This window comes from Bradyrhizobium niftali (assembly GCF_004571025.1).
GTDB classification, from domain to species: Bacteria; Pseudomonadota; Alphaproteobacteria; order Rhizobiales; family Xanthobacteraceae; genus Bradyrhizobium; species Bradyrhizobium niftali.
Genome location: NZ_SPQT01000002.1, coordinates 435,186 through 456,508 on the forward strand (window position 1 = coordinate 435,186; position 21,323 = coordinate 456,508).

The 21,323-nt window shown below is 65.9% G+C and carries 18 protein-coding genes; 3 read left to right on the plus strand and 15 right to left on the minus strand.

Annotated features, from left to right (window positions below):
• Positions 1 to 197: 197 nt before the first annotated feature.
• The 3 genes from E4K65_RS07340 to E4K65_RS07350 form a co-directional block, all read right to left on the minus strand.
• Positions 198 to 2,456 carry a CHASE3 domain-containing protein gene (locus tag E4K65_RS07340; protein WP_167770598.1) on the minus strand — a complete coding sequence of 753 codons (2,259 nt, stop codon included), beginning with the start codon at positions 2,454 to 2,456 and terminating at the stop codon, positions 198 to 200.
• Positions 2,453 to 2,869 carry a response regulator gene (locus tag E4K65_RS07345; protein WP_025575669.1) on the minus strand — a complete coding sequence of 139 codons (417 nt, stop codon included), beginning with the start codon at positions 2,867 to 2,869 and terminating at the stop codon, positions 2,453 to 2,455. Before E4K65_RS07345 ends, E4K65_RS07340 begins: the two co-directional genes overlap by 4 nt.
• Before the next feature lie 242 nt (positions 2,870 to 3,111).
• Complete coding sequence (locus tag E4K65_RS07350; protein WP_135173550.1) at positions 3,112 to 3,753, minus strand: BA14K family protein; 642 nt, start codon at positions 3,751 to 3,753, stop codon at positions 3,112 to 3,114.
• A 230-nt stretch (positions 3,754 to 3,983) separates the two neighbouring features.
• Between E4K65_RS07350 and E4K65_RS07355 the strand changes: the two genes are divergently transcribed.
• Positions 3,984 to 4,391: an NADH:ubiquinone oxidoreductase subunit NDUFA12 gene (locus tag E4K65_RS07355; RefSeq protein ID WP_135173551.1), complete on the plus strand. Its 408-nt coding sequence runs from the start codon at positions 3,984 to 3,986 to the stop codon at positions 4,389 to 4,391.
• A 504-nt stretch (positions 4,392 to 4,895) separates the two neighbouring features.
• Here the strand turns inward: E4K65_RS07355 and E4K65_RS07360 are convergent.
• Positions 4,896 to 5,582 (minus strand): DJ-1/PfpI family protein, encoded by a 687-nt coding sequence (locus E4K65_RS07360; RefSeq protein WP_135173552.1) that lies wholly within the window; start codon positions 5,580 to 5,582, stop codon positions 4,896 to 4,898.
• Positions 5,583 to 5,676: 94 nt separating this feature from the next.
• Here E4K65_RS07360 and E4K65_RS07365 point away from each other — a divergent pair, with 94 nt between their 5' ends.
• Positions 5,677 to 6,615 carry a GlxA family transcriptional regulator gene (locus tag E4K65_RS07365; protein ID WP_135173553.1) on the plus strand — a complete coding sequence of 313 codons (939 nt, stop codon included), beginning with the start codon at positions 5,677 to 5,679 and terminating at the stop codon, positions 6,613 to 6,615.
• Between the two features lie 97 nt (positions 6,616 to 6,712).
• Here the strand turns inward: E4K65_RS07365 and E4K65_RS07370 are convergent, their stop codons facing one another.
• The 4 genes from E4K65_RS07370 to E4K65_RS07390 all read right to left on the minus strand — a co-directional run bounded on the left by E4K65_RS07370 (position 6,713) and on the right by E4K65_RS07390 (position 13,534).
• Positions 6,713 to 9,844 (minus strand): acetoacetate--CoA ligase, encoded by a 3,132-nt coding sequence (locus E4K65_RS07370; protein ID WP_167770599.1) that lies wholly within the window; start codon positions 9,842 to 9,844, stop codon positions 6,713 to 6,715.
• Between the two features lie 336 nt (positions 9,845 to 10,180).
• Positions 10,181 to 11,536, minus strand: a complete 1,356-nt coding sequence (locus E4K65_RS07380; protein ID WP_135173555.1) for a serine hydrolase domain-containing protein — start codon at positions 11,534 to 11,536, stop codon at positions 10,181 to 10,183.
• Positions 11,537 to 11,567: 31 nt separating this feature from the next.
• Positions 11,568 to 12,572, minus strand: coding sequence for a Na+-dependent transporter (locus E4K65_RS07385; protein WP_167770650.1), 1,005 nt, complete (start codon positions 12,570 to 12,572; stop codon positions 11,568 to 11,570).
• Positions 12,573 to 12,586: 14 nt separating this feature from the next.
• Positions 12,587 to 13,534 (minus strand): alpha/beta hydrolase, encoded by a 948-nt coding sequence (locus E4K65_RS07390; RefSeq protein WP_135173557.1) that lies wholly within the window; start codon positions 13,532 to 13,534, stop codon positions 12,587 to 12,589.
• Positions 13,535 to 13,740: 206 nt separating this feature from the next.
• Between E4K65_RS07390 and E4K65_RS07395 the strand changes: the two genes are divergently transcribed.
• Complete coding sequence (locus E4K65_RS07395) at positions 13,741 to 14,778, plus strand: DUF2155 domain-containing protein (RefSeq protein WP_167770600.1); 1,038 nt, start codon at positions 13,741 to 13,743, stop codon at positions 14,776 to 14,778.
• A 13-nt stretch (positions 14,779 to 14,791) separates the two neighbouring features.
• Here the strand turns inward: E4K65_RS07395 and aat are convergent, their stop codons facing one another.
• The 7 genes from aat to aroQ form a co-directional block, all read right to left on the minus strand.
• Positions 14,792 to 15,472 (minus strand): leucyl/phenylalanyl-tRNA--protein transferase, encoded by a 681-nt coding sequence (gene aat, locus E4K65_RS07400; RefSeq protein WP_135173559.1) that lies wholly within the window; start codon positions 15,470 to 15,472, stop codon positions 14,792 to 14,794.
• A 47-nt stretch (positions 15,473 to 15,519) separates the two neighbouring features.
• On the minus strand, positions 15,520 to 16,647 hold the full coding sequence (locus E4K65_RS07405; protein ID WP_135173560.1) for a sensor histidine kinase: 1,128 nt from the start codon (positions 16,645 to 16,647) through the stop codon (positions 15,520 to 15,522).
• On the minus strand, positions 16,644 to 17,084 hold the full coding sequence (locus tag E4K65_RS07410) for a response regulator (RefSeq protein ID WP_135173561.1): 441 nt from the start codon (positions 17,082 to 17,084) through the stop codon (positions 16,644 to 16,646). Before E4K65_RS07410 ends, E4K65_RS07405 begins: the two co-directional genes overlap by 4 nt.
• Positions 17,081 to 18,607, minus strand: coding sequence for a sensor histidine kinase (locus tag E4K65_RS07415; RefSeq protein WP_135173562.1), 1,527 nt, complete (start codon positions 18,605 to 18,607; stop codon positions 17,081 to 17,083). The genes E4K65_RS07410 and E4K65_RS07415 overlap by 4 nt, the downstream gene beginning before the upstream one ends.
• 103 nt (positions 18,608 to 18,710) lie before the next feature.
• The gene (accC, locus tag E4K65_RS07420; protein WP_027542578.1) at positions 18,711 to 20,069 is read right to left on the minus strand and encodes an acetyl-CoA carboxylase biotin carboxylase subunit; all 1,359 of its coding nucleotides are present in this window, start codon (positions 20,067 to 20,069) and stop codon (positions 18,711 to 18,713) included.
• Positions 20,070 to 20,128: 59 nt separating this feature from the next.
• Positions 20,129 to 20,617 (minus strand): acetyl-CoA carboxylase biotin carboxyl carrier protein, encoded by a 489-nt coding sequence (gene accB, locus E4K65_RS07425; RefSeq protein WP_135173563.1) that lies wholly within the window; start codon positions 20,615 to 20,617, stop codon positions 20,129 to 20,131.
• 37 nt (positions 20,618 to 20,654) lie between these two features.
• Positions 20,655 to 21,122 (minus strand): type II 3-dehydroquinate dehydratase, encoded by a 468-nt coding sequence (gene aroQ / locus E4K65_RS07430; protein WP_011087065.1) that lies wholly within the window; start codon positions 21,120 to 21,122, stop codon positions 20,655 to 20,657.
• Between the last annotated feature and the right edge of the window lie 201 nt (positions 21,123 to 21,323).

A 21,323-nucleotide genomic window follows, 5' to 3' on the forward strand; every position in this document is an offset into this window, starting at 1 on the left:
CGCTTGATTTTTGCTTGAGACCGGCCCGATCGGAATCAAAACGGCCTTACTCGTTGCACCGCGCGGTTTCGGAACACCTCCGGCGCGCATCCGGGCGAGCCACGGCGTCTCAAAAGGACAACCGGAAGTCACATCCTGAGCCAGTGCGCTCGACCACATATATGCGTGACTGCAGCGCGCCTTCCGCAGTCCACGCGCTAGCCCGCCGCCATCCCGCTGCCATTCAGCGCCTTCCGGATCATCTCCGCGAGCTGGTTTCTCCGATACGGCTTGGTCAGCAGCATCACGCCGTCGTCGAGCTTGCCGTGGTGGACGATGGCGTTGTCGGTATAGCCGGAGGTGTAGAGCACCTTCAGGCCCGGCCGCCGCTTCGCCACTTCCTCGGCGAGCTCGCGCCCGCTCATGCCGCCGGGGATGACGACGTCGGTGAAGAGGAGATCGAAGACCTGCCCGGCCTCGATCAATTGCAGCGCTGCGCGGCTGTCGGGCGCGGCAACTGTCTGGTAGCCGAGGCCCTGCAATTGCGCGGTGACGAAGTTGCGCACCAGCGGATCGTCCTCGACCACGAAAATGGTCTCGGCACCGCCTTCGGCCTGCGGCGCGACGGGAGCTGCCGCTTCTATCGCGCCTTCGCCCGGCGGCAGATAGAGCTTGATCGTGGTGCCGTGGCCTTCCTCGCTGTAGATCTTGATGTGGCCGCCGGACTGCTTGACGAAGCCGTAGACCATGGAGAGGCCGAGGCCGGATCCCTTGCCGACCTCCTTGGTGGTGAAGAAGGGTTCGAACGCCTTCTCCTGGACGTCCTGCGGCATGCCGGTGCCGCTGTCGCTGACCGCGAGCATCACGTAGGGGCCGGACACCACGTCCGCATTGGCCTGTGCATAGGCTTCGTCGAGCACGACGCGGTGGGTCTCCAGCAGCAGCTTGCCGCCGTTCGGCATGGCGTCGCGGGCGTTGATCGCCATGTTGAGCACGGCATTGGTGAGCCGGGACGGATCGATGTGCGCGGTCATCGGCCCCTGTTCCAGCACGGTCTCGATCTGGATCTGCTCGCCGAGGGTGGGGCGCAGGAGCTTTGCGATGTCTGATATCGCGGCGTTGATCTCGACGTTGCGCGGCTGGAGCGGCTGCCGGCGTGCGAAGGCGAGCAGGTGCTGGATCAGCTCGGCGCAGCGCTCGGCGGCATCGTCGATCAGGCGCGCCACGCGCTGGAGCGCGGGCTGCTCCTTCAGGCTCGCCACCAGCGTCTCGGTATTGCCCGAGATCACCGTCAGCATGTTGTTGAAGTCGTGCGCGACGCCGCCGGTCAGCTTGCCGATCGCATCCAGCTTCTGCGACTGTTGCAACTGCCGCTCGGTCTCGCGCGAGGTGGTCGCATCGTGATAGACCAGCACGGCGCCCGAGATGTCGCCTTGTCCGTCCCGCATCGGACGGCCGCTGATCATGAGGTGGCGAACCTGATTGCCGCTGTGCGGGCGGACGATCATTTCCAGGTCTTCGAACTCCTCGCCGCGCAGCACGCGCACCGAAGGCAGCTCCTCGGCCTTCATCGGCATGGCGCCGTCGCCATGAAAGACGTCCGACAGCGACCGCAGACTGCTCAGGTTCATGCCGGCGCGGTGCAGCAGCATGCGCTCCGCGGCCGGATTGGACAGCAGAACGTTGCTGTCGACGTCGATGACCAGCACCGCCTCCGCCATGCTGCGAAAGGTGCTCTGGAGCACGTTGACGGACAGGCGGAGCTCGTCATGCGCGGTGACCAGATGTTCGGTGCGTTCGGCCACCGCCGCCTCGAGTTGCTCCTTGGCGGCCGTGGTCTCCAAAAGCGTGCTCTTGAGCGCGCCCTCGGTGCGCCGGCTCTCGCGCATCACCATCACGACCAGCAGCAGGATCACGAGCGCGCCGGCGACATCGATGCCGAGCAGCACGATGCCGGTGCGGCGCGAATCCTGGGAGCGCGCGGCGAGCAATCGTTCTTCCTCTGCGCTCAGACGGTCGAGATTGCCCATCACGGTGTCCATCAGGCCGCGGCCTTCCGCCTTGCCCTGGAGCGCGGCAATGCCGGCCTGGTCGCTCTCGGCGCGCAGGCGCATCGCCTCGGCGGCGATCTCGACCCGGCGCAGCGCCAGCGGCTCGGTGCCCTCCAGCAGCGCGACCTGATCGGGGTAGTCGCGCACGCCGCGCTTGAGGTCGGCGAGTGCCGGCGCGATCTGGGCATGCACCGCCTGGAATTCGTCGCTGAAGGCCGGGCTGCGATAGATCTCGTAGCCGCGCGCGGCGCTCTCTGCCCGGCGCAACAGGACGCGCAGATCGGAGATCTTCTTCTGGACCTGGACGGCATGGCTGACCCACACCGTGTCGGACCGCGACTTGACGTCGAGGCCGATCGAGGCGGCGGTGATGATCAGGAGGATTGCAAGTCCAGCACCGAGAATGACGCGCTGCGTTGGGATCAAGGGGCTTCTTTCTTGTCCTTCGGCTGTGCGCTCTCGCCCGCGAGGCATTCCCGGATTGTCGTCAGCAGCGCTTCCGGCGTGAACGGCTTGCGCAGGCAACGCGTTGCGCCGAGCTCCAGCGCCATGCGGAGGAAATCGGGAGAGGGCGAGGCCGACGATGCAAAGGCGTAACCGGACATCGCGATCAGCGGGATCGCCGGCGCGCGTTCGTGAAAGATGCGGATGGATTCAAAGCCGCGCATATGCGGCATGAAGATGTCGACCAGCATCACATGATAGGTCTGCGCTTCCAGCGCAGCCAGTCCCGTTTCACCGCCGTCAGCCAGCGTTACGTCGAAGCCCTGACGTTGGAGAAGGACCTCGATGGTCGCGCCGACCATCGGATCGTCATCTACCACGAGAATACGCGGCATGACCTTTCCCAGTAGATCGAAGTCCCCGCATTGGTGATATCCGCGAATCGTGGGTCGGGTCAATTTTGGATTGGATCAGGGTAGATATGCACGGTGCGGTGAATAAAGGTCCCTTTGCATCGACTTGTACATAATCTCGCAAGGACGGAATCGGCTGCACGCGAAACTGGTGAAAGCGGAGCACACGCGAAAACGGCGCCGCATCGCTGCGACGCCGTTTCCTTCAAGCATTGTAGATGTGGTTACGGGCAGGGATGACGCAGGCCGTCGTAGCCGAGATAGGTGCCCGACGCCGGGTCGTAGGAGCGGTAGCGCTGCGCACAGTAGCCTGCGGAATCGCCGCCGCTGTCGGGAACCACCGCCACTGACGGCTCGTCGTAGTAGCTGTCGTCGCCATAGTAGTAGGGATCGTTGTAATACCCGCCGCCATAATAGGCGTATGAGCCGAGGCCGCCGATCGCAGCACCTGCCGCGAAACCGGGCCAGAACCCGCCGCGATGGTGATGACGCCAGCCGCCGTTCCAATTGCCGCCACCGCCCTGCCAGTTGCTGCCGGCGGCTGCGAAGCTGCGGCCGCCGCCACCGACAACCGACGGTGCGGTGCCGATGCTGGGACGCATGGCTGCGCCAGCCGCAAAGCTGGGACGCACCGCTGCGCCAGCCGCAAAATTGCCGCCGCCACCGCCGATCCGCGGACCGGCGCTGAAGCTGCCACCGCCCATTCGGGCGGCGCCGCCACCGCCAATGTGGGCACCGCCGCCTCCGCCGATATGGGGGCCACCGCCACCGCCACGGCCGCCATGGCCCTGCGCGAAGCTCGGTGTCGCCATCGGAAGGACCAGCGCCAATGCTGCCGCCGCGCTCAAGACTCTCAGACTGCTCATGGTCAAACTCCTTTTCCAGGGAGCAAACCCCTTCAAAGGGGGGAGGTTCCTGGATCACGCGGGTGTGCGCGTGAAGCGAGCGTCTCACCGGGCCGCTGTACCCGGCATGAACGGATCGCGTCCGATTTGCGGCGGGTCACGGATTTGCGCGTGGCAAGGCCGCACCTGCCGAACTGGACATTTCGCCGTCCGGATGGCATCAGGACCCGACGAAGCAGGGCCCTTGCCGCATGAAACAGTTCTTCCTCAAGTTCTTCACCTGGTGGAGTGGCCAGACGTTTGGCACCCAACTCTGGACCAAGCGCTACGGCGAGCTGGTCGGCCAGGACGAGCAGGGCAATCTCTATTATCGCACGCGCGGCGGGGCGATCGATCCGACGCTCGGCTTCGAGCGGCGCTGGGTGATCTATAACGGCTATGCGGAAGCGAGCCGGATCCCGCCGTCCTGGCACGGCTGGATCCATCACGTCGTCGACGTGCCGCCGACGCAGGAGAACTACCAGCCGCGCGAGTGGGAAAAGCCGCACCAGCCGAATCTCACGGGCACCGCCAACGCCTACCGCCCCTCGGGCTCGACGCTCGCCAGCGGCAAGCGGCCGAAGGCGACCGGCGACTATCAGCCCTGGACCCCCGGCTAGGCTTCCAGCCTCCGCCGAATCGTCATCGTCGGATTGGATGCAGGCGCATCCGACTGATCCCGCTGTGGACAACGGGAACAGCGGGGACGCCGGCTGCGTGGGCATTGTGTTCGCGCCGGCGATGCGGCTCAATGGTCCCATCTTACGGAGATGGGAGACCATCGCGTTCGGTTCGGGCAACAGTTCGCGACTGTCCCGAAATGCAGCGGCCGCCGACCAGGACTCGATCGGGAGATAGGCCCCCGGTCTGGAAGGTCCGAAATCGCCCGATGAAATGTGCTGCCGCCGTAAGACAGGAAAGGCCGCTTGGGAAACCGAGCGGCCTTTTTCTGTTGTGGGTTGTGCGAGTTTTCTTCGTGTCCCGGACGCGCTGCAACGCTCCTAGGCGTTGCGGCGCAGAGCCGGGACCCAGTTACTTGCCAAGCTTGAGCTGCTGGGCCCCGGCTCTGCAGCGCACCGCTGAAGAAGCGCTGCGCTGCGTCCGGGGCACGAGATCAACCCGCCCTACATCACCCGTCCTGCCGCGCGCTTGACCGCCTCGAGGCGGCGCGCCTGATTTGCTGCCCCGCGCTCTCTCAGCAAGGCCAGCACTTCGGCTGGCGCGGTGTCGGGCGACCCGGACGTGAACGGCGGGGCGGGGTTGTATTCGATCTGGAGCTGGATCGCTTCCGCCGTGGTGCGGTTGACCAGGATCGACACCAGCGTCAGCGCGAAGTCGATCCCGGCGGTGACGCCGCCGCCGGTGACGCGGTTGCGGTCGATGCAGACACGCGTCTTGGTCGGCGTTGCGCCGAACTGGCCGAGCATCTCCATCGCGCTCCAATGGGTGGCGGCGCGGTAGCCCTTCAACAGGCCGGCTGCACCGAGCGCCAGCGCCCCGGTGCAGACCGAGGTGACGTACTTGGCGCCTTCGGCTTGCTTGCGCAGGAAATCCAGCACCTCCTCGTCATTGAGCAGATCATTGGTGCCGCCGCCGCCGGGCACGCAGATCACGTCGAGCTGCGGGCAGTCGGCGAATGTCGTGGTCGGCGTCAATGTCAGCACGGAATCGCTCGGCACCGGCTCGATCCGCTTCCAGATCAAATGCAGCCTGGCGCCGGGAACTGCGGAGAACACCTGCAAGGGGCCGGTGAAGTCGAGCTGGGTGACGCGCGGAAACACCAGAAGTCCGATCTGGAGCGGGGACGACATCGGAAGATCCTCCAATCATGGGCTTGACGCAGGCAAACTGGCATGATGCCCTTCTGTCCAAAATGGCGTAATTCCCTCTATTTCGGACATAACCATGATCGGCATCCTGATCTTCCCGGATTTTCAGTTGCTCGATGCGGCGGGCCCGATCTCGGTGTTCGAGGTTGCAGCACGCTGCGCCGGCAAGCCGCTCGCGCTGCGGGTGCTGGCGGTGAATGCGGGGCCGGTGCGCAGCTCGTCCGGCGTCGAAATGGTGGCGCGCGATTTCAAGTCGGCGAACGCCATCACGACGCTCGTCATCGCGGGCGGCGCGGGGGTGGCGGATGCCGCGCGCTGCGAGGTGACGCGCGCCTTCGTGCAACGGCTGGCGCGGCGCGGCGTTCGGGTCGCCAGCGTCTGCTCGGGCGCCTATGTGCTGGCCGAAGCAGGCCTGCTCGACGGTCGCCGCGCCACCACGCATTGGGGCCGCACGCGCGATTTCGTCGCGCGCTATCCCAAGGTGAAGTTCGAGCCCGACCAGATCTTTACCCGCGACGACAATGTTTGGACGTCGGCAGGTATCACGGCGGGTATCGACCTTGCACTGGCGATGGTCACGGAGGACCATGGCGAGGAGATCGCGCAGGCGGCCGCGCGCCAGCTCGTGCTCTATCATCGCCGCAGCGGCGGCCAGTCGCAATTCTCATCGCTGCTGGAGTTGAAGGCGCCGAACGGCCGGTTCGGTGCGCTCTTGTCCTGGGCCCGCGAAAATCTCGATGCGCCGCTTACGGTCGAGGAGCTCGCCGATCGCGCCGGCATGAGCGCGCGGCACTTCGCCCGTGCCTTTGCCGCCGAGACCGGCACGACGCCGTCGAAAGCGATCGAGCGCTTACGGATCGAGGTCGCGCGTGAGCGCGTGCAGTCCTCGCGCGAGGCGATCGAGCTCGTCGCGGAGGCGACCGGATTCCGCGACCCCGAGCGGATGCGGCGCGCCTTCATTCGCGCCTTCGGCCAGCCGCCCCAGGCACTGCGGCGCGCGGCGCGGGCCGGGTAGGTGGTGCGCTCGTAAATGTGCCGCGCGCGTGCGTGATCGCGAGGTCTGCGTTGCCACGAAAGCGGACGTCGACAATGCGCAAAGCGAATGTCCGCCTTCAGATGGGCAGGAGCACGATTTCCGAATATAGCCTGTCGAGCTCGTCGTCGGCGATCAGCGGGGAACGGAAACACGTGATCATCGGGAGCATCATGCCTCGTGGTGGGACCGGAAAGATTCGCGCCTCCGCGACGAGCGCCGCCGTTCGCTGCCGGCGCAAGATCGCCAGCTTGACGCGCTCGAGATGCCGCAACAGCAGAGCCGGTGCACTACAATGCAGAATGTCCGAATATGGGATTCTGAGCGGCTGAAACCGTGCCAGTCGTCCCAATCGACTTGCTGCAAGACGATGATCGCGGCGCTTCACCACGAGATAGGCGTAATCAGGCCCGTCGACGACGATGAGCTGCAGGCAATCATACGCCGCGTGATCGTCGAAGATTTGCCTTTGGTGGCTGGTCAGTCTCTCGCGGACCACGGCCGGATCGAAGCTGATCACCGGCCGGGTCGAGCCGAACAAGGTCTCGGCCTGAAGCAATGGCGGCATGGCGATGCGCTGCGAGTCCAGCGGTTTGAAACGCTGTGCGATAAGGGCGGCCCAAGACGACGGCTGCGGAGTGAAGCACGTATATGTGGCGTTGGCGTCATCCAGCATTGAGGCGAGCAGCGCCATACCCCAGCCGCGGTACTGCGCGCGTACAACCCAAGAGGACAGATTGCAGACGAGGACTGCCTCCTCGTTCACCTGCCGCCGGGCAGCAACTGCCCCGATGAATCCAACCAAGGCGTTGCCGTCGAGAAGTATGAAGCCGCGGGTGTGATCCGACCAGCCATGATCGAACAGACGGCGCCATCTCGTCGCATCGATGCCCGCCTCGCGAAACGATTCCTCAAGAAAGCGGCAGACCGGTTCCACGTCCTCCGGACCGAGGGCACGGACGTGCAGGCCCGCCCGGCCAAGCTGCTGGGCCGTCATTGCCTCCGCGCCGGAGAGGACCGCGATCAGGCCTTCGATCGACGGCGCCCGCAGAAAGGCCGAAAGGGGCATCGGATGCCCGGCATAGCTCTCGATCTCCAGGAGCAGGCTGACTACGGCCAGCGAGTCTGCGCCGCAGTCCAGAAGATTATCGGACCAGCCGATGGGAGCCACGTCCAGCACGCGCTCGCAGATCGCCTGCAGGTCTTTCCGCAGCTGGTCAACGTCTGGGAGCACTCCACAGACCGGGGTCGGCTCCCGAGGCGCACTGGCGGTCGGAGGCGCTCGCAGAACCGGATGGTTGGCAATGGCCTCAAGGCATTCGGCATTCTGCAGGGCGTCGCGATTCCGTACAGGGCGGCCGTTCACCGAATCCCGCGCTGCGATTTCGGACCGCTTGCCGTTAAAGGTGACAGGAAACGCGTCGACCTGTGCGATACGCGCCGGCACGAAGGCCGGCGAGCCGCAGCGTGCAAGCTCGGAGCGGATATGCTTGGCGAGAGCGCTGTCGAGCACCACGCCTTCGCGCAACACGAGCAACAAAACCATGCGCGTGCCGCCTGGCTCGTCCGCTTGTTGCTCGACCGCCATCGCCTCAACGATCTCCTCGACGTCATCGAGGATGCGGTAGATCTCCGCGGTCCCTATGCGGATGCCGCGCACGTTGAGGACTCCGTCTGAACGACCATGCAAGCGCCAGCCCCCATGAGGCGTGGCCTCGATCAGATCGCCATGCGTCCAAAAGCCGGGGTTCTGAGCAAAGTAGGCGGCGTGGAAGCGGGCACCGTCCGCATCGCCATGAAAGCCGAGGGGTCGCGAGGGAAAAGGGTTGGCGCAGACCAGTTCGCCTATCACCGCCTGCGGATCGTCAGGCGGCGGCAGCGAGCGGACATCGAGGCCGAGGCTGCGGCACTGTGCCTCGCCTGGATGGACCGGCAGATTCGGACTGCCAAGGACGAAGCAGCCGATGATATCAGTGCCGCCTGAGATCGTCTGCAGCGGCATCGACGACTTCACTTCGCTGCTGACCCAGTCGTACTGGCGGGGATAGAGGATCGAGCCGGTCGAGAGCATGCTGCGCAGGGCGGAAAGGTCGAACACCCGCCCGGGGGAGAAATCCTTCTCCGCGCAGAAATGCAGATAGGCGGGATTGGTGCCAAACACGGTGACGCGTTCCTCGGCAACAATCCGCCAGAACGTGTCCGCCGCTGCGAGCGGCCCGTCGTAGAGGACAATCTCGACGCCGGACGCCAGCGCCGAGAGCTGCCAGTTCCACATCATCCAACCGCAGGAGGTTTGGAAGAACAGCCTGTCGCCGTGCCTGAGATCACAGTGCAACCGGTGCTCCTTCACATGCTCCAGTAAGGTGCCGCCGGCGCCGTGCTGGATGCATTTCGGCGGGCCCGTGGTGCCCGAAGAGAACATCGTGAACAGCAGATGGTTGAATGGGTGACGGGGCCAGGCTGGCCCAATCTCGCCGCCATCATCACCGAGCAGATCGGCAAGCCTGTGCAGAGGTGGCGTCCTCTCGTCGGCGTCCAGCGAGCCATCGTCCAGCGCAATGATCGCCGCGAGGCTCGGCAGGCCGGCCGCCGTTTCGAGGACGCGCTCGGCGACGGGGATTCCCGCATCCCATCGCTCCGCTCGAAGGCAGCCGAAGAGCACCACGGGCTCGAGAGGGGCGAACCGCGCCAGGATAGCGGGCACGCCCATGTCCGGCGCGCAGCTGGCAAAAGTCGCGCCAATGGCGGCGGTCGCCAGACAGGCAATGACCGCCGCGGCATTGTTGCGTGCGATTGCCACGACGTGGTCACCTGGGCGCACACCGAGCCGCTGCAACGACCTCGCCAATCGACCAACCGCGCCGCGCAACGCGCCACGCGTGAACCGGTCGCGGCTGCCGTCAGCGTGGCAGGCTGTCAGGACCGGCTGGCCGGGACTGCCGGCGAGGAGGCACTCGGCGTAGTTGAGACGAATATCCGGGAAGAAGCGCGCGGTCTCGCAGGCATCGCCGACGCAGACGGGCTCGGCTGCGCCGTCCCGCGGCACGTCGGACCACTCAAGGAAGAGACGCCAGAAGCTGTGGAAATCCTCCACCGAGAAGCGGTCCATCGCAGCGTGATCGCGCAGCTGCTGCCCCGTTCGGGCCTCACACCATTGGCCGAAAGCAGTGAGCTGAGAATGTGCGATGCCATGTGCGTCGGGACGGAACACGACTCCTCCAAACCCGCCTTTAGGTGGCACGCGACGACCAGGCCGCAAGCAACGTTAGATAGCGTTCGGATCGCTCGGGGAGAATCATCCTCCGGGGTTATGTGGCGGATTGGCGCAAGTTTTCGGGAGTACCCCGCTTGAGCACCGGCGAGCGTAAGCCGCCTCCTACGATTTGATGGTCCTCGCCGGCAGCGCCCGTTCGGCCCGCCGCCGCAGGCGCTGCGACGCGCGGCGCGGGCAGGGTAGGACGCGGCGAGGTCCGCGTTAGCCACACAAGCGGACGTCGACGATGCATGAGCCGATGTCCGCCGCGGGCCAAACCCGCAAGTCATCGCATCAACTATTCGATCGGCGCGCCGCGACAATCGCGTACAGTAGTTTCGCGGTGCTGTACCCAATGTCTTCCCGCGTCAAACCCATGCGCAGGATCACCAATTTACGCGAGGGGATGATCGCGATCACCTGGCGGAGGTGCCCTTGCAACATGAATGTGTCGGCCGGGAGGGTGAATCCCTGGCCCGGCCCTAACCAAAGCTGTCCGCGACCGTAGACCGGACCATGTCCCTTGTCGGATGCCGGCACGGGCGAGCGCATGTAGTCGACGAAGCCCATCGGCAAAAACTGTTCGCCGTTCCACTCTCCGTTCAGGCGCAGGAATTCGCCGAAGCGCGCCCAATCATGCGCATTGGCGAAGAGAAAGCCTTCGCCAAGGAATGTGCCTGAAGGGTCGGATTCGAGAACGGCGCTGGTCATGCCCAACGGCTTGAACAATCGCTGCTGCGGATAAGCGCGCGCGTCCGCTCCAACCGCGTTCTGCCAGAGCCGCGCCAGCAGGACGGACGAACCGCCGGAATAGTTGAACTTCGTTCCGGGCGGAGCGACAAGGGGGCGGTCTCTCGCGAATGCCGCCGCATCCTTTGCGAGATTCTCCAATCCGTCGGGATCGGGAGAATCGCCATCTTCACTCCATTTCAAACCGCTTGTCATGGCCATCAAATCGGCCACCGAAATGTCCGCGCGCGCGTCGCCAGCCCATTGCGGAAATAGATTTTTCTGATCGAGCGAAAGCTTTCCGTCCTTGATCGCCATGCCGGCCAGCGCGGCATTCACGGTCTTCGTCATCGACCAACCTTGCAAGGGCGTCGAAGCGTTGAAGCCTTCGCCATAGGTTTCACCGACGATGCGCCCGTTCTGGACGACGACGATCGCGCGCATGCCTGGCCCCTGGAGCGTCGGATCGTTCAGCGCCGCCAACAAAGCCTTGTCGTCGGACAATTGCGCCCTCTCGCCCGCCGGCCAGAGCGCATCGGACTTTTCCGGCAGGGAAGGCGGCGCGGCGCCATAGGGGGCAGCGTCCTTCGAGACCAGTGTGCAACCGCGTCCCTCCTCATATTGGGCGTAGCGTTTGGCGAACAGGCCTCGAAATGCCACCTCGACACGCTGGTTGGCGGCGTCCACCCTGATTTTCAGACGGCTGACGATGCGAGGAAGCGCAAGCGCCACATCGCTTCCGATCACCGCGTCCGCGTCGCGTTTGGCAATGAACACGTTCGAGCAAACCATTTTTGCCGCAAAGGCCGAGGCGGACAGCATCCCATCGGGTGGGCTGAAGATCAGCCAGCCGCTGAACCCCAAGATCCCGAGAAGCACAATCGCGACAAGAAATTTGAACGTAGTCAGAACAAGTCGCATGCTTCCTCGCCCTTCCGCTTTACCCTACGCCCTATGTGCTGCCTGCCGCTGCCCCGCTGGAAGCATTTGCACGTGCTGTCAATCGCCGCGCGATCGGCATCAGCATGTAGGGCGCAAGGTGAATCGGAAACTGCGTCAGCGCGAAGTAGAGCCAGGTCGTCGCCGGCAGCGCGCCTGCGGTTGCGGCCAGCATCAGCCCGAGATTGCGCTGTGACACCATCAGGCCGATCGCGAAGGCGCGCTCATGGCCGACGCGGCGGAAGATCAGCGTCGTGACGGCGAGCAGGGTGAAATAGACGGCAAAGGCGAGCAGCGCGACGCCGATCGTGAACAGGGGGGCGGCGAGGAAGTCGGTCGCGACGTCGCCCATCACCGCCGAGGCGAACACCAGCAGGATGACGATGTTGATGCCGTCGATCGGACGCTTGTGGCGCTGGATCGCCTCGCTGCCGAACAGGCGGCGGATGACGGTCGCCGCAAGCAGCGATGCCGTGAGGATTCCGAGCAGCTTCAGGCCGAGCGTGAGCGGCGAGATGTTGAGCATGCCGCCGAGAAACAGGCTGGCAAACAACGAGGCGGTGAAGGGGACGAGCGCGGTCGAGGTCACCAGCGTGACCAGCACCAGCGTGGCATCGAGGCCCATTAGCGCTGCGAGCGCCGGCGCGGCCATCATCGGCGAGGCCATGCCCTGGAGCATCAGCGCGAGAGCAAGGCCGGGCGAGCTGTCGCTGAGCCCGGTTGTATGAGCAATCAGCCCGACGATCAGCGGCACGCCGATCGTGGTCCAGGCGGTGGCGGCCGCAACCAGCGCCGGCCGGCGCAGATGGCCGTAGAGCGCCGCCAGGTCGACCCGCATGAAGGAGATGCAGAGCAGAAAGAAGATCGCCTCGGTGACGTAGGGGCGCAGCAGCGCACCGAGCGGCGGCACCGCAACCGCGATGAAGGCGATCGCGGCAACGGCGCGCGTGCCCTGGTCACCGAGCCAGGTCAGCCCGCGCAGGGGAGTGGCGTAGATGGTTTGAAGATTGGAAGCCATGCGCAGCGGCGTTGTCAGCCCAATCCCTTCAACCACGCGCCGATCTCGCTGACGGCGACATTGGCCTGTGGCAACAGCTTGCCCATGGTGAAGAAGCCGTGGAACTGGCCGGGAAAGTGCTTATACGTGACGGATACGCCGGCCTGCTTCAGCCGCGCGGCATATTCGTCGCCTTCATCGCGCAGCGGATCGGCGCCGGCGGTCAGCACATAGGCGGGCGGCAGGCCGGCAAGGTTTTCCGCGCGCGCCGGCGAGGCACGCCAGTCGTGGATGTCGGCGGCGGCGCTGAGGTAGTGATCGCGAAACCAGCGGATCACCGAATGCGTCAGCAGCACGCTGGTCTCGGGTTCGCTGTGGGAGCCGTGCGTCATGGCGAAATCGGTCGCCGGATAGATCAACACCTGGCCCGCGATCGCGGGACCGTTGCCGTCGCGCGCGGCGAGCGCCACGACCCCGGTGAGATTGCCGCCGGCGCTGTCGCCGCCGATCGAGAGACGGGCGGCGTCGATGCCAAGCTCGCGCGCGTTCGCTGCGACCCATTTGGTCGCGGCGATGGCGTCCTCGGTGGCCGCGGGAAACTTGTGCTCGGGCGCGAGGCGATAGTCGACCGAGATCACGATCAGCGCGGCTTCGACCGCGAGCTGGCGGCAGACGACGTCATGGGAGTCAAGATCGCCGATCACCCAGCCGCCGCCATGGAAGAACACCAGCGCCGGCGACAGGCCGTTCTGCCGGCGCGGGTCCTTCGGCACGTAGATGCGGGCGGGGATCACCCCGTGCGGCGCCGGGATCGCCAGCGGCGCGACACGTGCAAGTTCCGGCGGTTCGGGGTTGGTGGCAAAGCGCGCTTGCGCGTAATAGGCGCGCGCCTCCGGCGCGGTCAGGGTCTCGTAGGCGGGGCGGCCGGCCTCCTGGAATGCCTTGTAGACGGCGGCGGCATCGGGATCGAGCACAACGGGCATGGGGGCGACCTTGGGGCTTCCAGTTATCGTTGGACGGCGCGTTCGGGGGCGGGGCCCGCCTCGGGCCCTAGGGAAGGGTCCTCCGACTATCCCATTCGGCCGGCGGTCTGGCCAGCCGGCGCCGGGCTGGGCAGGAATGCCGCCCTTTCCCCGCCGTATTCGGCGTGTTAACCGGATGGCCTGCGAGCGGCGGTATCCCCTGTAGAATGTCCAGCAAGCCCGATTCGCTGTTGAAGCCGCGCGAGAAGATGGTTCGAACCCTTACCCTGACAGGTCTTGCGGCGCTTCTGGCCGCCACTGCGCTCACGGCTGCGACGCCCGCGCAGGCGCAGATCGGCACGATCTTCTCCGATCCGCCGCCGCTGCGGCCGCCCGGCAGCATTCCGCGCGGACAGCCGCAGCCGCAGGTGCCGGACGACGACGAGGAGGTCCCCGAGCTGCCGCCGCAGGGCCGCGTGCTGCCGTCGCGTCCGATGGCGCCGCCTCCCGGACGTCAGGGCAATGTCATGCCCGGGCCGGTGGAGACCCAGCCTCTGGCGCCGCCGCCGGGCTCCAGCGCCGCGCCGCCGAACCAGCCGCCGCCCGTGGCGGTCGTGCCGCCAGGCGCCCCCCAGCCGGGCGCGCCCGGGCAGCGCCAGCCCCAGCAGAAGGGCGGGCCGGGCGGTGCCGTGCCGCAGACGCCGGCGAGCCTCCAGCCGGGCGATGAGGTCGTGACCGAGCCGCCGGCCCAGAAGATCGTGAACAAGAAGGCGACCTTCTCCGGCCTCGACAAGATCACCGGCCGTATCATCAATTTCGACGAGGAAATCGGCGAGACCGTCCAGTTCGGCGCGCTGCGCGTCAAGACCAACGCCTGCTACACACGGCCGGCGACGGAAGCCGCCAACACCGACGCCTTCGTCGAGGTCGACGAGATCACCTTGCAGGGCGAAGTGAAGCGGATCTTCTCGGGCTGGATGTACGCGGCAAGCCCCGGCCTGCATGGCGTCGAGCATCCGATCTACGACATTTGGCTGACCGACTGCAAAGAGCCGCAGCAGACCATTGCGACGGCTGCGCCGGATCCCGCGACCAGGCCGGCTGCGCCGCCGCCGCCCGCGCAGAAGAAGGCCGCGCCCAAGCAGGCCGTGCAGCAGCGTCCGCCGCAGCCATTGCCGCCTCCGCAGCAACCGCAACCGGCGCCGCCACCTCCGCCGCCGGAGCAGCGGCCAGGTCTGTTCGGGATCCCCGGCTTCGGCCGCTAAGCCCAGCCCTTGATTATTGCCGCGAGGCGATGATCTCGAGTGCGCGTGCGCCCGAGATCGCATCGCCGGCCGGGAGCTCGAGGAAATCGCCGGGCTCGCCCGCCAGCGCCCTGTCGAGCAGCGCGGTGTAGCGTCGCCGCGGAATCTCGACCGCGCCGAAGCTCTTCAGATGCTCGGTGACATATTGCGTGTCGAGCAGCTCGAAGCCGCCATGAATGAGTCGCGCGACCAGGTGCACCAGCGCGACCTTCGAGGCATCGCGCGCGGTGTGAAACATGCTCTCGCCGAAGAAGGCGCGGCCCAGGCTCACGCCGTAGAGCCCGCCGACGAGGTCGTCGCCCTGCCAGGCCTCGACGCTGTGGCAATGGCCGAGCTCGAACAGGCCGCCATAGAGGTCGCGGATGCGCTTGTTGATCCAGGTGTCCTCGCGCCCGGCCTGCGGCGCGGCGCAGCCGGCAATCGTGGCCTTGAACGCGGTGTTGACGGTCACGCGAAACACATCCGAACGCACGGTGCGCGCGAGCCGCGAAGCCACGCGGAATCCGTCGAGCGGGATGACGCCGCGCAATTCCGGCTCGACCCAGAACAGGGTCGGATCGTCGGCGCTCTCGGCCATCGGAAAGATGCCGCAGGCATAGGCGCGCAGCAGCACGGCCGGCGTAATTTCAGACGAAGCGGAGTCGCGCGAAGTCATGGCGCAACAATAGCAGGATCGCCATGCGGTTGCGATGGGGGCGCGGGTCAGCTCGCGGCGGCGGTGCTGGTCTTGCCGGGCGGCGCGGGCACGCGGCGGAACCTGAGCAGGATGCGGGTTCCGGAATGGGCGGGGTCGCGCTCGACCGAGGCGTCCAGCTTGGTGGCCATCGCCGCGACGATGCGCTGGCCCATGCCGGTGGAGCGCGGATCGGCCTTGACGTTGTCGCCGACGCCGTCGTCGGCGATCGCCAGCAGGAGATTCTCGCCCTGCAGGGTCAGCTCGACATGGATCGGGCCGGCTCCGTCGGGATAGGCGTATTTCACCGCGTTCATCACCAGCTCGTTGACGATGATGCCGATGGCGACCGCACGGTCCGGATCGATCTCGATCGGCTCGGCCTTCAGCGTCAGGCGCGACATCCGGTTACCTTCGGCCGAGCGGCGCAGGTCCTCGAGCAGCGCGTCCAGGTACTGGCTCAGGACGACGCTCTTGAGGTCCTGAGAGGTGTAGAGGCGGCGGTGCACCTGTGCGACCGCGGCAACCCGGCCCATCGCGTTGGTCAGCGCGGCCTTGACCTCTTCCTGTCCGGCGGAGCTCGCCTGAAGATGCAACAGCGAGGCGATGATCTGGAGCGAATTGCCGACGCGGTGATTGACCTCGCGCAGCAGCAGCTCGCGCTCGGCGGCGAGCGCGGCATAGCGGTCGCGCGAGGCATGGATCTCGGCTTCGGCTTCCTCGCGCGCCTTCTGCAATTCGGCCTGCCGCAGCGCGCCCTCGGCCGCGACGTGAAGCAGGGGGATGAAGTCGCCCTTGACGTCCTTGACGAGATAATCGGCCGCGCCCGCCTTCAGCGCGGTGACCGCGATGCTGGAATCCTGCGACGCGGTGACGAACACCACGGGAGGGGCGCCCGGGATCGCCATGATCTGCTCGAGCGTATCGAGGCCGTCGAGACCCGGCATGTACTGGTCGAGCGCAACGACGTCGATGCCGCCGTCGTTGCTGTCGTCGATGCTGTCTTGGGCAGCCGCGCGGCGGATGTGCTCGAGGCCTTCCTCGCCGCTGGCGGCATGAACGACCCTGTAGCCGCGCCGCGTCAGGCCGCGGTCGACCAGGCGCGCGAGCGCGTCGTCGTCGTCGATATACAGCAGTGTCGGTGTTCTCTGGTTCATGTGGCGGCGGGCGGAACCTGGATGACCGAGAAGAACAGCCCGAGCTGCCGGATGGCGTTGGCGAAATTCTCGTAGTTGACGGGTTTGGTGATGTAGACGTTGCAGCCGAGTTCGTAGCAGCGCTTGATCTCCTGGGAGTCGTCGGTGGTCGTCAGCACGACCACGGGCGATGCCTTGAGATACCTGTTTTCCTTGATCTGCTTCAGGATGTCGATTCCGCTCATGTCAGGCAGGTTGAGGTCGAGCAGGATCAGGAGGGCATTTCCCTTCTGGGAAAGCCCGCTGCCGTCGGCGCCGAACAGGTGTCTCATCGCATCGGTGCCGTTGCCGAACGCAACGATCTCGTTGTTGACGCCGGAGCGGCGGATGTTGCGCTCGATCAGCCGGGCGTGCCCCTCGTCGTCCTCGATCATGATGATGGTAACAGGCTGCGTCATCGATCTACGTTCCGGTTGCTGGCGTTCCAGGCGACGGGCAGCGTGATCGTGAACGTGCTGCCCGTATTCAGTTCCGACGATACCGACATGGTGCCGCCGAGACGGCGCACAAGTGCACGCACATGTGCAAGACCGATGCCCTGTCCCGGCTTGTCCTGGGTTCCCGCGCGCCGGAACAGGTCGAATATCCGCTGATGATCCTTCGGATCGATGCCGCGGCCGTTGTCACTGATCTCGAAGATAGCGTAGCCGAGCTTGGTGCGCCCGCGAATTCTGATCTCTCCGGGCACCCCGCTCTTGAGATATTTGATCGCGTTGTCGATCAGATTGGAGAAGATCTGCTCCAGGGCAAGGCGGTCGCTGACGATATTGGGCAGGGACCCGACGTGGATCTCGGCCTGCGCTTCCACAGCCTGATGCGCCAGCGTCGACACGATGGCCTCGACGAATTCGCGGATGTCGATCTTCTCCGGCTGGAATTCGCGCCGGCCCTCGCGGGTGAGGTTGAGGATCGCCGAGATCAGCCGGTCCATCTTGGCGATCGACGACTTGATGAAGTCGAGCGCCTCGGAAAAGTCCGTTGAGAGCTGCTTGTCGGGGCCTTCGAGCGCGATCTCGCCGGAAGAGCCAGGTGCCAGCGGTGGTCCGTCGGCCGGGACATGGGCGAGGCTGCTGATGCGGCGGAAGATGTCACCGCCGAGTTCTTCGAGCTCGCTGGTGAAGCCCATGATGTTGACGAGTGGCGAGCGCAGATCGTGGCTGACGATATAGGCAAAGCGCTGAATCTCATCGTTGGCCTCGCGCAGGTCCGCCGTGCGCTCGTCGACGATGGTCTCCAGGTTGACGTTGGCGTCGCGCAGGCGCGCCTCGGCCTCGTCACGGGCGCGGGCCGAGCGCCGCACCAGCCAGGTCGAGACCAGCGCCAGCAGCACGACGAGGCCGGAGCCGATGCCGGTCATCGAGGCGGCCAGCGTCTGGCTCCGGTCGGAGTTGGCGGTGCGGATCCGGAACAGCCGTTCCTCTTCGCGGATCATCGCGTTGGCCTGGTTGCTGATCGTGGTCGTGGTGTTGCCGGCGGCGGCCTCGCGGATGAGCGCCGCGGCCTTGTCGGGTTGACCCTGCTTGACGAAGTCCATCTCGCGCGAGAACTGGTCGAGCCGGGTCTCGATCGCCGCGCTCAGCTTCTCGATGCTATCGCGTTGCGCCGGATCGTCGCCGATCTGGCGCGTGAGCTTGGCGAGCGCCGGAATGATCGCCGCGACGGCTTTCTCGTGATCCGACTGGAAATCCGGGCCCTGCGTCAGGAGAAAGCCGCGGGCGCTGCTCTCGGCGCGTCGGACTTCGAGCAGCAGGGCGTTGATCTGGTTCTCCACCTCGATGGTGTGGACGACCCATTTGCTGTCTTCCCGCGCCTTGTTGACGAGATAGACCGAGCCGGCGCTGATCACGGTCAGCACCAGGAGCCCCGCCGCGATCAGCAGGATCTGCCAAAATGCGCGCCGCCGCTGCGCCTCAGCCGTCACGACGGTTTCGCCCTGTTGCGCCAGTGGAGTTCAAAACGCCCCCTCGGAACTGCCCAACCGTCCAAAACGCGATTGGGGCGAAAGGGTTCCACGGGGCGGGGAGCTATTTCGCGGCGGGTTCCGCCTTGCCGGCCAGGTACTGTTCCAGCCAGTGGATGTGGTAGTCGCCGTTGATGATGTCGTCCTCGCGCACCAGCGCGCGGAACAGCGGCAGCGTGGTCTCGATGCCTTCGACCACCATCTCGTCCAGCGCCCGGCGCAGCCGCATCAGGCATTCGGCGCGCGTCTTGCCGTGCACGATCAGCTTGCCGACGAGGGAGTCGTAATAGGGCGGGATCGTGTAGCCCTGATACACGGCGGAATCGATCCGGACGCCGAGGCCCCCGGGCTGATGGTATTGCAGGATGCGGCCCGGCGAGGGGCGGAAGGTCTCCGGATTTTCGGCGTTGATGCGGCATTCGATCGCGTGGCCGATGACCTGGACTTCCTCCTGCTTCGCCGGCAGCTCGCCGCCGGCGGCGATGCGGATCTGCTCCAGCACGAGGTCGATGTCGGTGATGCTCTCGGTGACGGGATGCTCGACCTGGATGCGGGTGTTCATCTCGATGAAGTAGAACTCGCCGTCCTCGAACAGGAACTCGATGGTGCCGACGCCGAGATATTTCATCTCGCGCATCGCCTTCGCACAGGTCTCGCCGATCTTGGCGCGCGCGGCGGCGGAGAGGACGGGCGAGGGGCCTTCCTCCCAGACCTTCTGGTGGCGGCGTTGCAGCGAGCAGTCGCGTTCGCCGAGATGGATCGCGCCGCCGCGGCCGTCGCCGAGGATCTGGATCTCGATATGGCGTGGCTTCTGGAGATATTTTTCGAGGTAGACGGACGCATCGCCAAAGGCGGATTTGGCTTCGTTCGCCGCCGTCGACAGCGCCATCAGGAGGTCGGCCTCGCTGTGCGCGACCTTCATGCCGCGGCCACCGCCGCCCGCCGCTGCCTTCACCAGCACCGGGAAGCCGATCTTCCTGGCGATCGCCAGCGCATCGTCGTCAGGACCGACCGCGCCGTCGGAGCCGGGCACCACGGGGATGCCGAGCTTCTTGGCGGTCTTCTTGGCCTCGATCTTGTCGCCCATCAGGCGGATGTGCTCGGCCTTGGGGCCGATGAAATGCAGATTGTGCTCGGAAAGGATTTCCGCGAAGCGCGCATTCTCGGACAGGAAGCCGTAGCCGGGATGCACGGCGTCCGCCCCGGTAATCTCGCAGGCCGCGAGCAGCGCGGGCACGTTGAGATAGCTGTCCTTGGACGGCGGCGGTCCGATGCACACGCTCTCATCCGACAGGCGCACATGCATGGCGTCGGCGTCGGCGGTGGAGTGCACGGCGACGGTCGCGATCCCGAGCTCCTTGCAGGCCCTGAGGATGCGAAGGGCGATCTCGCCGCGATTGGCTATGAGGATCTTGTCGAACATGGTGTCCTTAAGGGACTGGCGCGCGAAATGCGATGGGGGCAGCTGAGCTGCCCTGGCCGTTACTCAATGATGACGAGCGGCTCACCGAACTCGACCGGCTGGCCGTCCTCGACCAGGATCTGCGTCACCGTACCGGCGCGCGACGAGGGGATCTGATTCATGGTCTTCATGGCTTCGATGATCAGCAGCGTCTGGCCGACCGAGACCTTGGTACCGACCTCGATGAACGGCTTGGCGCCGGGCTCCGGCGCCCAGTAGGCGGTGCCGACCATCGGCGAGGTGACGGCGCCGGGATGCTTCGACAAATCGGCCGCGGCGGCAGCGGGCGCGGCGGCGGCCACCGGCAGGCCGGCCGGAGCGGCAGCGATCGGCATCGGCATGGTCGCGGCGACGCTGATGTTGCGGGCGACGCGCAGGCGCAGGCCCGCGCGTTCGATCTCGATCTCGGTGAGGCTGGTCTCATCGAGCAGCAGGGCGAGCTCGCGCACGAGCGCGGAATCCTCACTGGAAAACTTTGCGGCTGCTTTGTCGTCTGGCTGGCGCGCCATGTTCTTTGATCCGAATGTTCTGTGTGATGAGGGAGCGTCAGGCTTTGGGCTTGAGGCCGAGCTTGGCGGCAAGGCCCTGGATGGCGAGGCGGTAGCCCTCGATGCCGAAACCGCAGAGCGAGGCGAAGGCTGCGCGCGCGGTGTAGGAGTGGTGGCGGAAGCTCTCGCGGGCGTGGATGTTGGTCACGTGCACTTCGACCGTCGGAATCTGCACCGCGAGCAGCGCGTCGTGCAGCGCGATCGAGGTGTGCGAATAGCCGCCGGCATTGATGATGATGCCCTTCATCTTGCGCGCATGCGCTTCGTGGATGAAGTCGATCAGCTCGCCCTCGCGGTTGGATTGCCGGCAGTCGGCCTTGAGACCGAACGACGCCGCCGTCTCCCGGCACAGCGCCTCGACGTCGGCCAGGGTCGCGTGACCATACTTTTCGGGCTCGCGCGTCCCCAGCATGTTGAGGTTCGGCCCGTTGAGGACAAGGATCGTGTCGGTTGCAGGTTCGGCCATTCCAATCCCGTAATCGGTGCTTCGGCGTGGCGGGGGTTATAGGTAACAAAGCGCCCTAGGGGAAGCCTTGAAGGACCTCCCAGAGGCCTTCAGGCACCTCATCCGGGGTGCAAAAACCTGTGCGGAAGCTACGGAAATTGCTTGTTAACCAGCCCAAAGCATGGCTGCCGGCGGAACGCAAAGGGGCGGGCATTGCTGCCC

Bases quoted from the DNA above. Each gene is read 5' to 3' on its own strand.
- E4K65_RS07345 (WP_025575669.1), bottom strand. From the start codon at position 2,869: ATGCCGCGTATTCTCGTGGTAGATGACGATCCGATGGTCGGCGCGACC.
- E4K65_RS07350 (WP_135173550.1), bottom strand. From the start codon at position 3,753: ATGAGCAGTCTGAGAGTCTTGAGCGCGGCGGCAGCATTGGCGCTGGTC.
- E4K65_RS07355 (WP_135173551.1), top strand. From the start codon at position 3,984: ATGAAACAGTTCTTCCTCAAGTTCTTCACCTGGTGGAGTGGCCAGACG.
- E4K65_RS07360 (WP_135173552.1), bottom strand. From the start codon at position 5,582: ATGTCGTCCCCGCTCCAGATCGGACTTCTGGTGTTTCCGCGCGTCACC.
- E4K65_RS07365 (WP_135173553.1), top strand. From the start codon at position 5,677: ATGATCGGCATCCTGATCTTCCCGGATTTTCAGTTGCTCGATGCGGCG.
- E4K65_RS07380 (WP_135173555.1), bottom strand. From the start codon at position 11,536: ATGCGACTTGTTCTGACTACGTTCAAATTTCTTGTCGCGATTGTGCTT.
- E4K65_RS07385 (WP_167770650.1), bottom strand. From the start codon at position 12,572: ATGGCTTCCAATCTTCAAACCATCTACGCCACTCCCCTGCGCGGGCTG.
- E4K65_RS07390 (WP_135173557.1), bottom strand. From the start codon at position 13,534: ATGCCCGTTGTGCTCGATCCCGATGCCGCCGCCGTCTACAAGGCATTC.
- E4K65_RS07395 (WP_167770600.1), top strand. From the start codon at position 13,741: ATGTCCAGCAAGCCCGATTCGCTGTTGAAGCCGCGCGAGAAGATGGTT.
- aat (WP_135173559.1), bottom strand. From the start codon at position 15,472: ATGACTTCGCGCGACTCCGCTTCGTCTGAAATTACGCCGGCCGTGCTG.
- E4K65_RS07405 (WP_135173560.1), bottom strand. From the start codon at position 16,647: ATGAACCAGAGAACACCGACACTGCTGTATATCGACGACGACGACGCG.
- E4K65_RS07410 (WP_135173561.1), bottom strand. From the start codon at position 17,084: ATGACGCAGCCTGTTACCATCATCATGATCGAGGACGACGAGGGGCAC.
- accC (WP_027542578.1), bottom strand. From the start codon at position 20,069: ATGTTCGACAAGATCCTCATAGCCAATCGCGGCGAGATCGCCCTTCGC.
- accB (WP_135173563.1), bottom strand. From the start codon at position 20,617: ATGGCGCGCCAGCCAGACGACAAAGCAGCCGCAAAGTTTTCCAGTGAG.
- aroQ (WP_011087065.1), bottom strand. From the start codon at position 21,122: ATGGCCGAACCTGCAACCGACACGATCCTTGTCCTCAACGGGCCGAAC.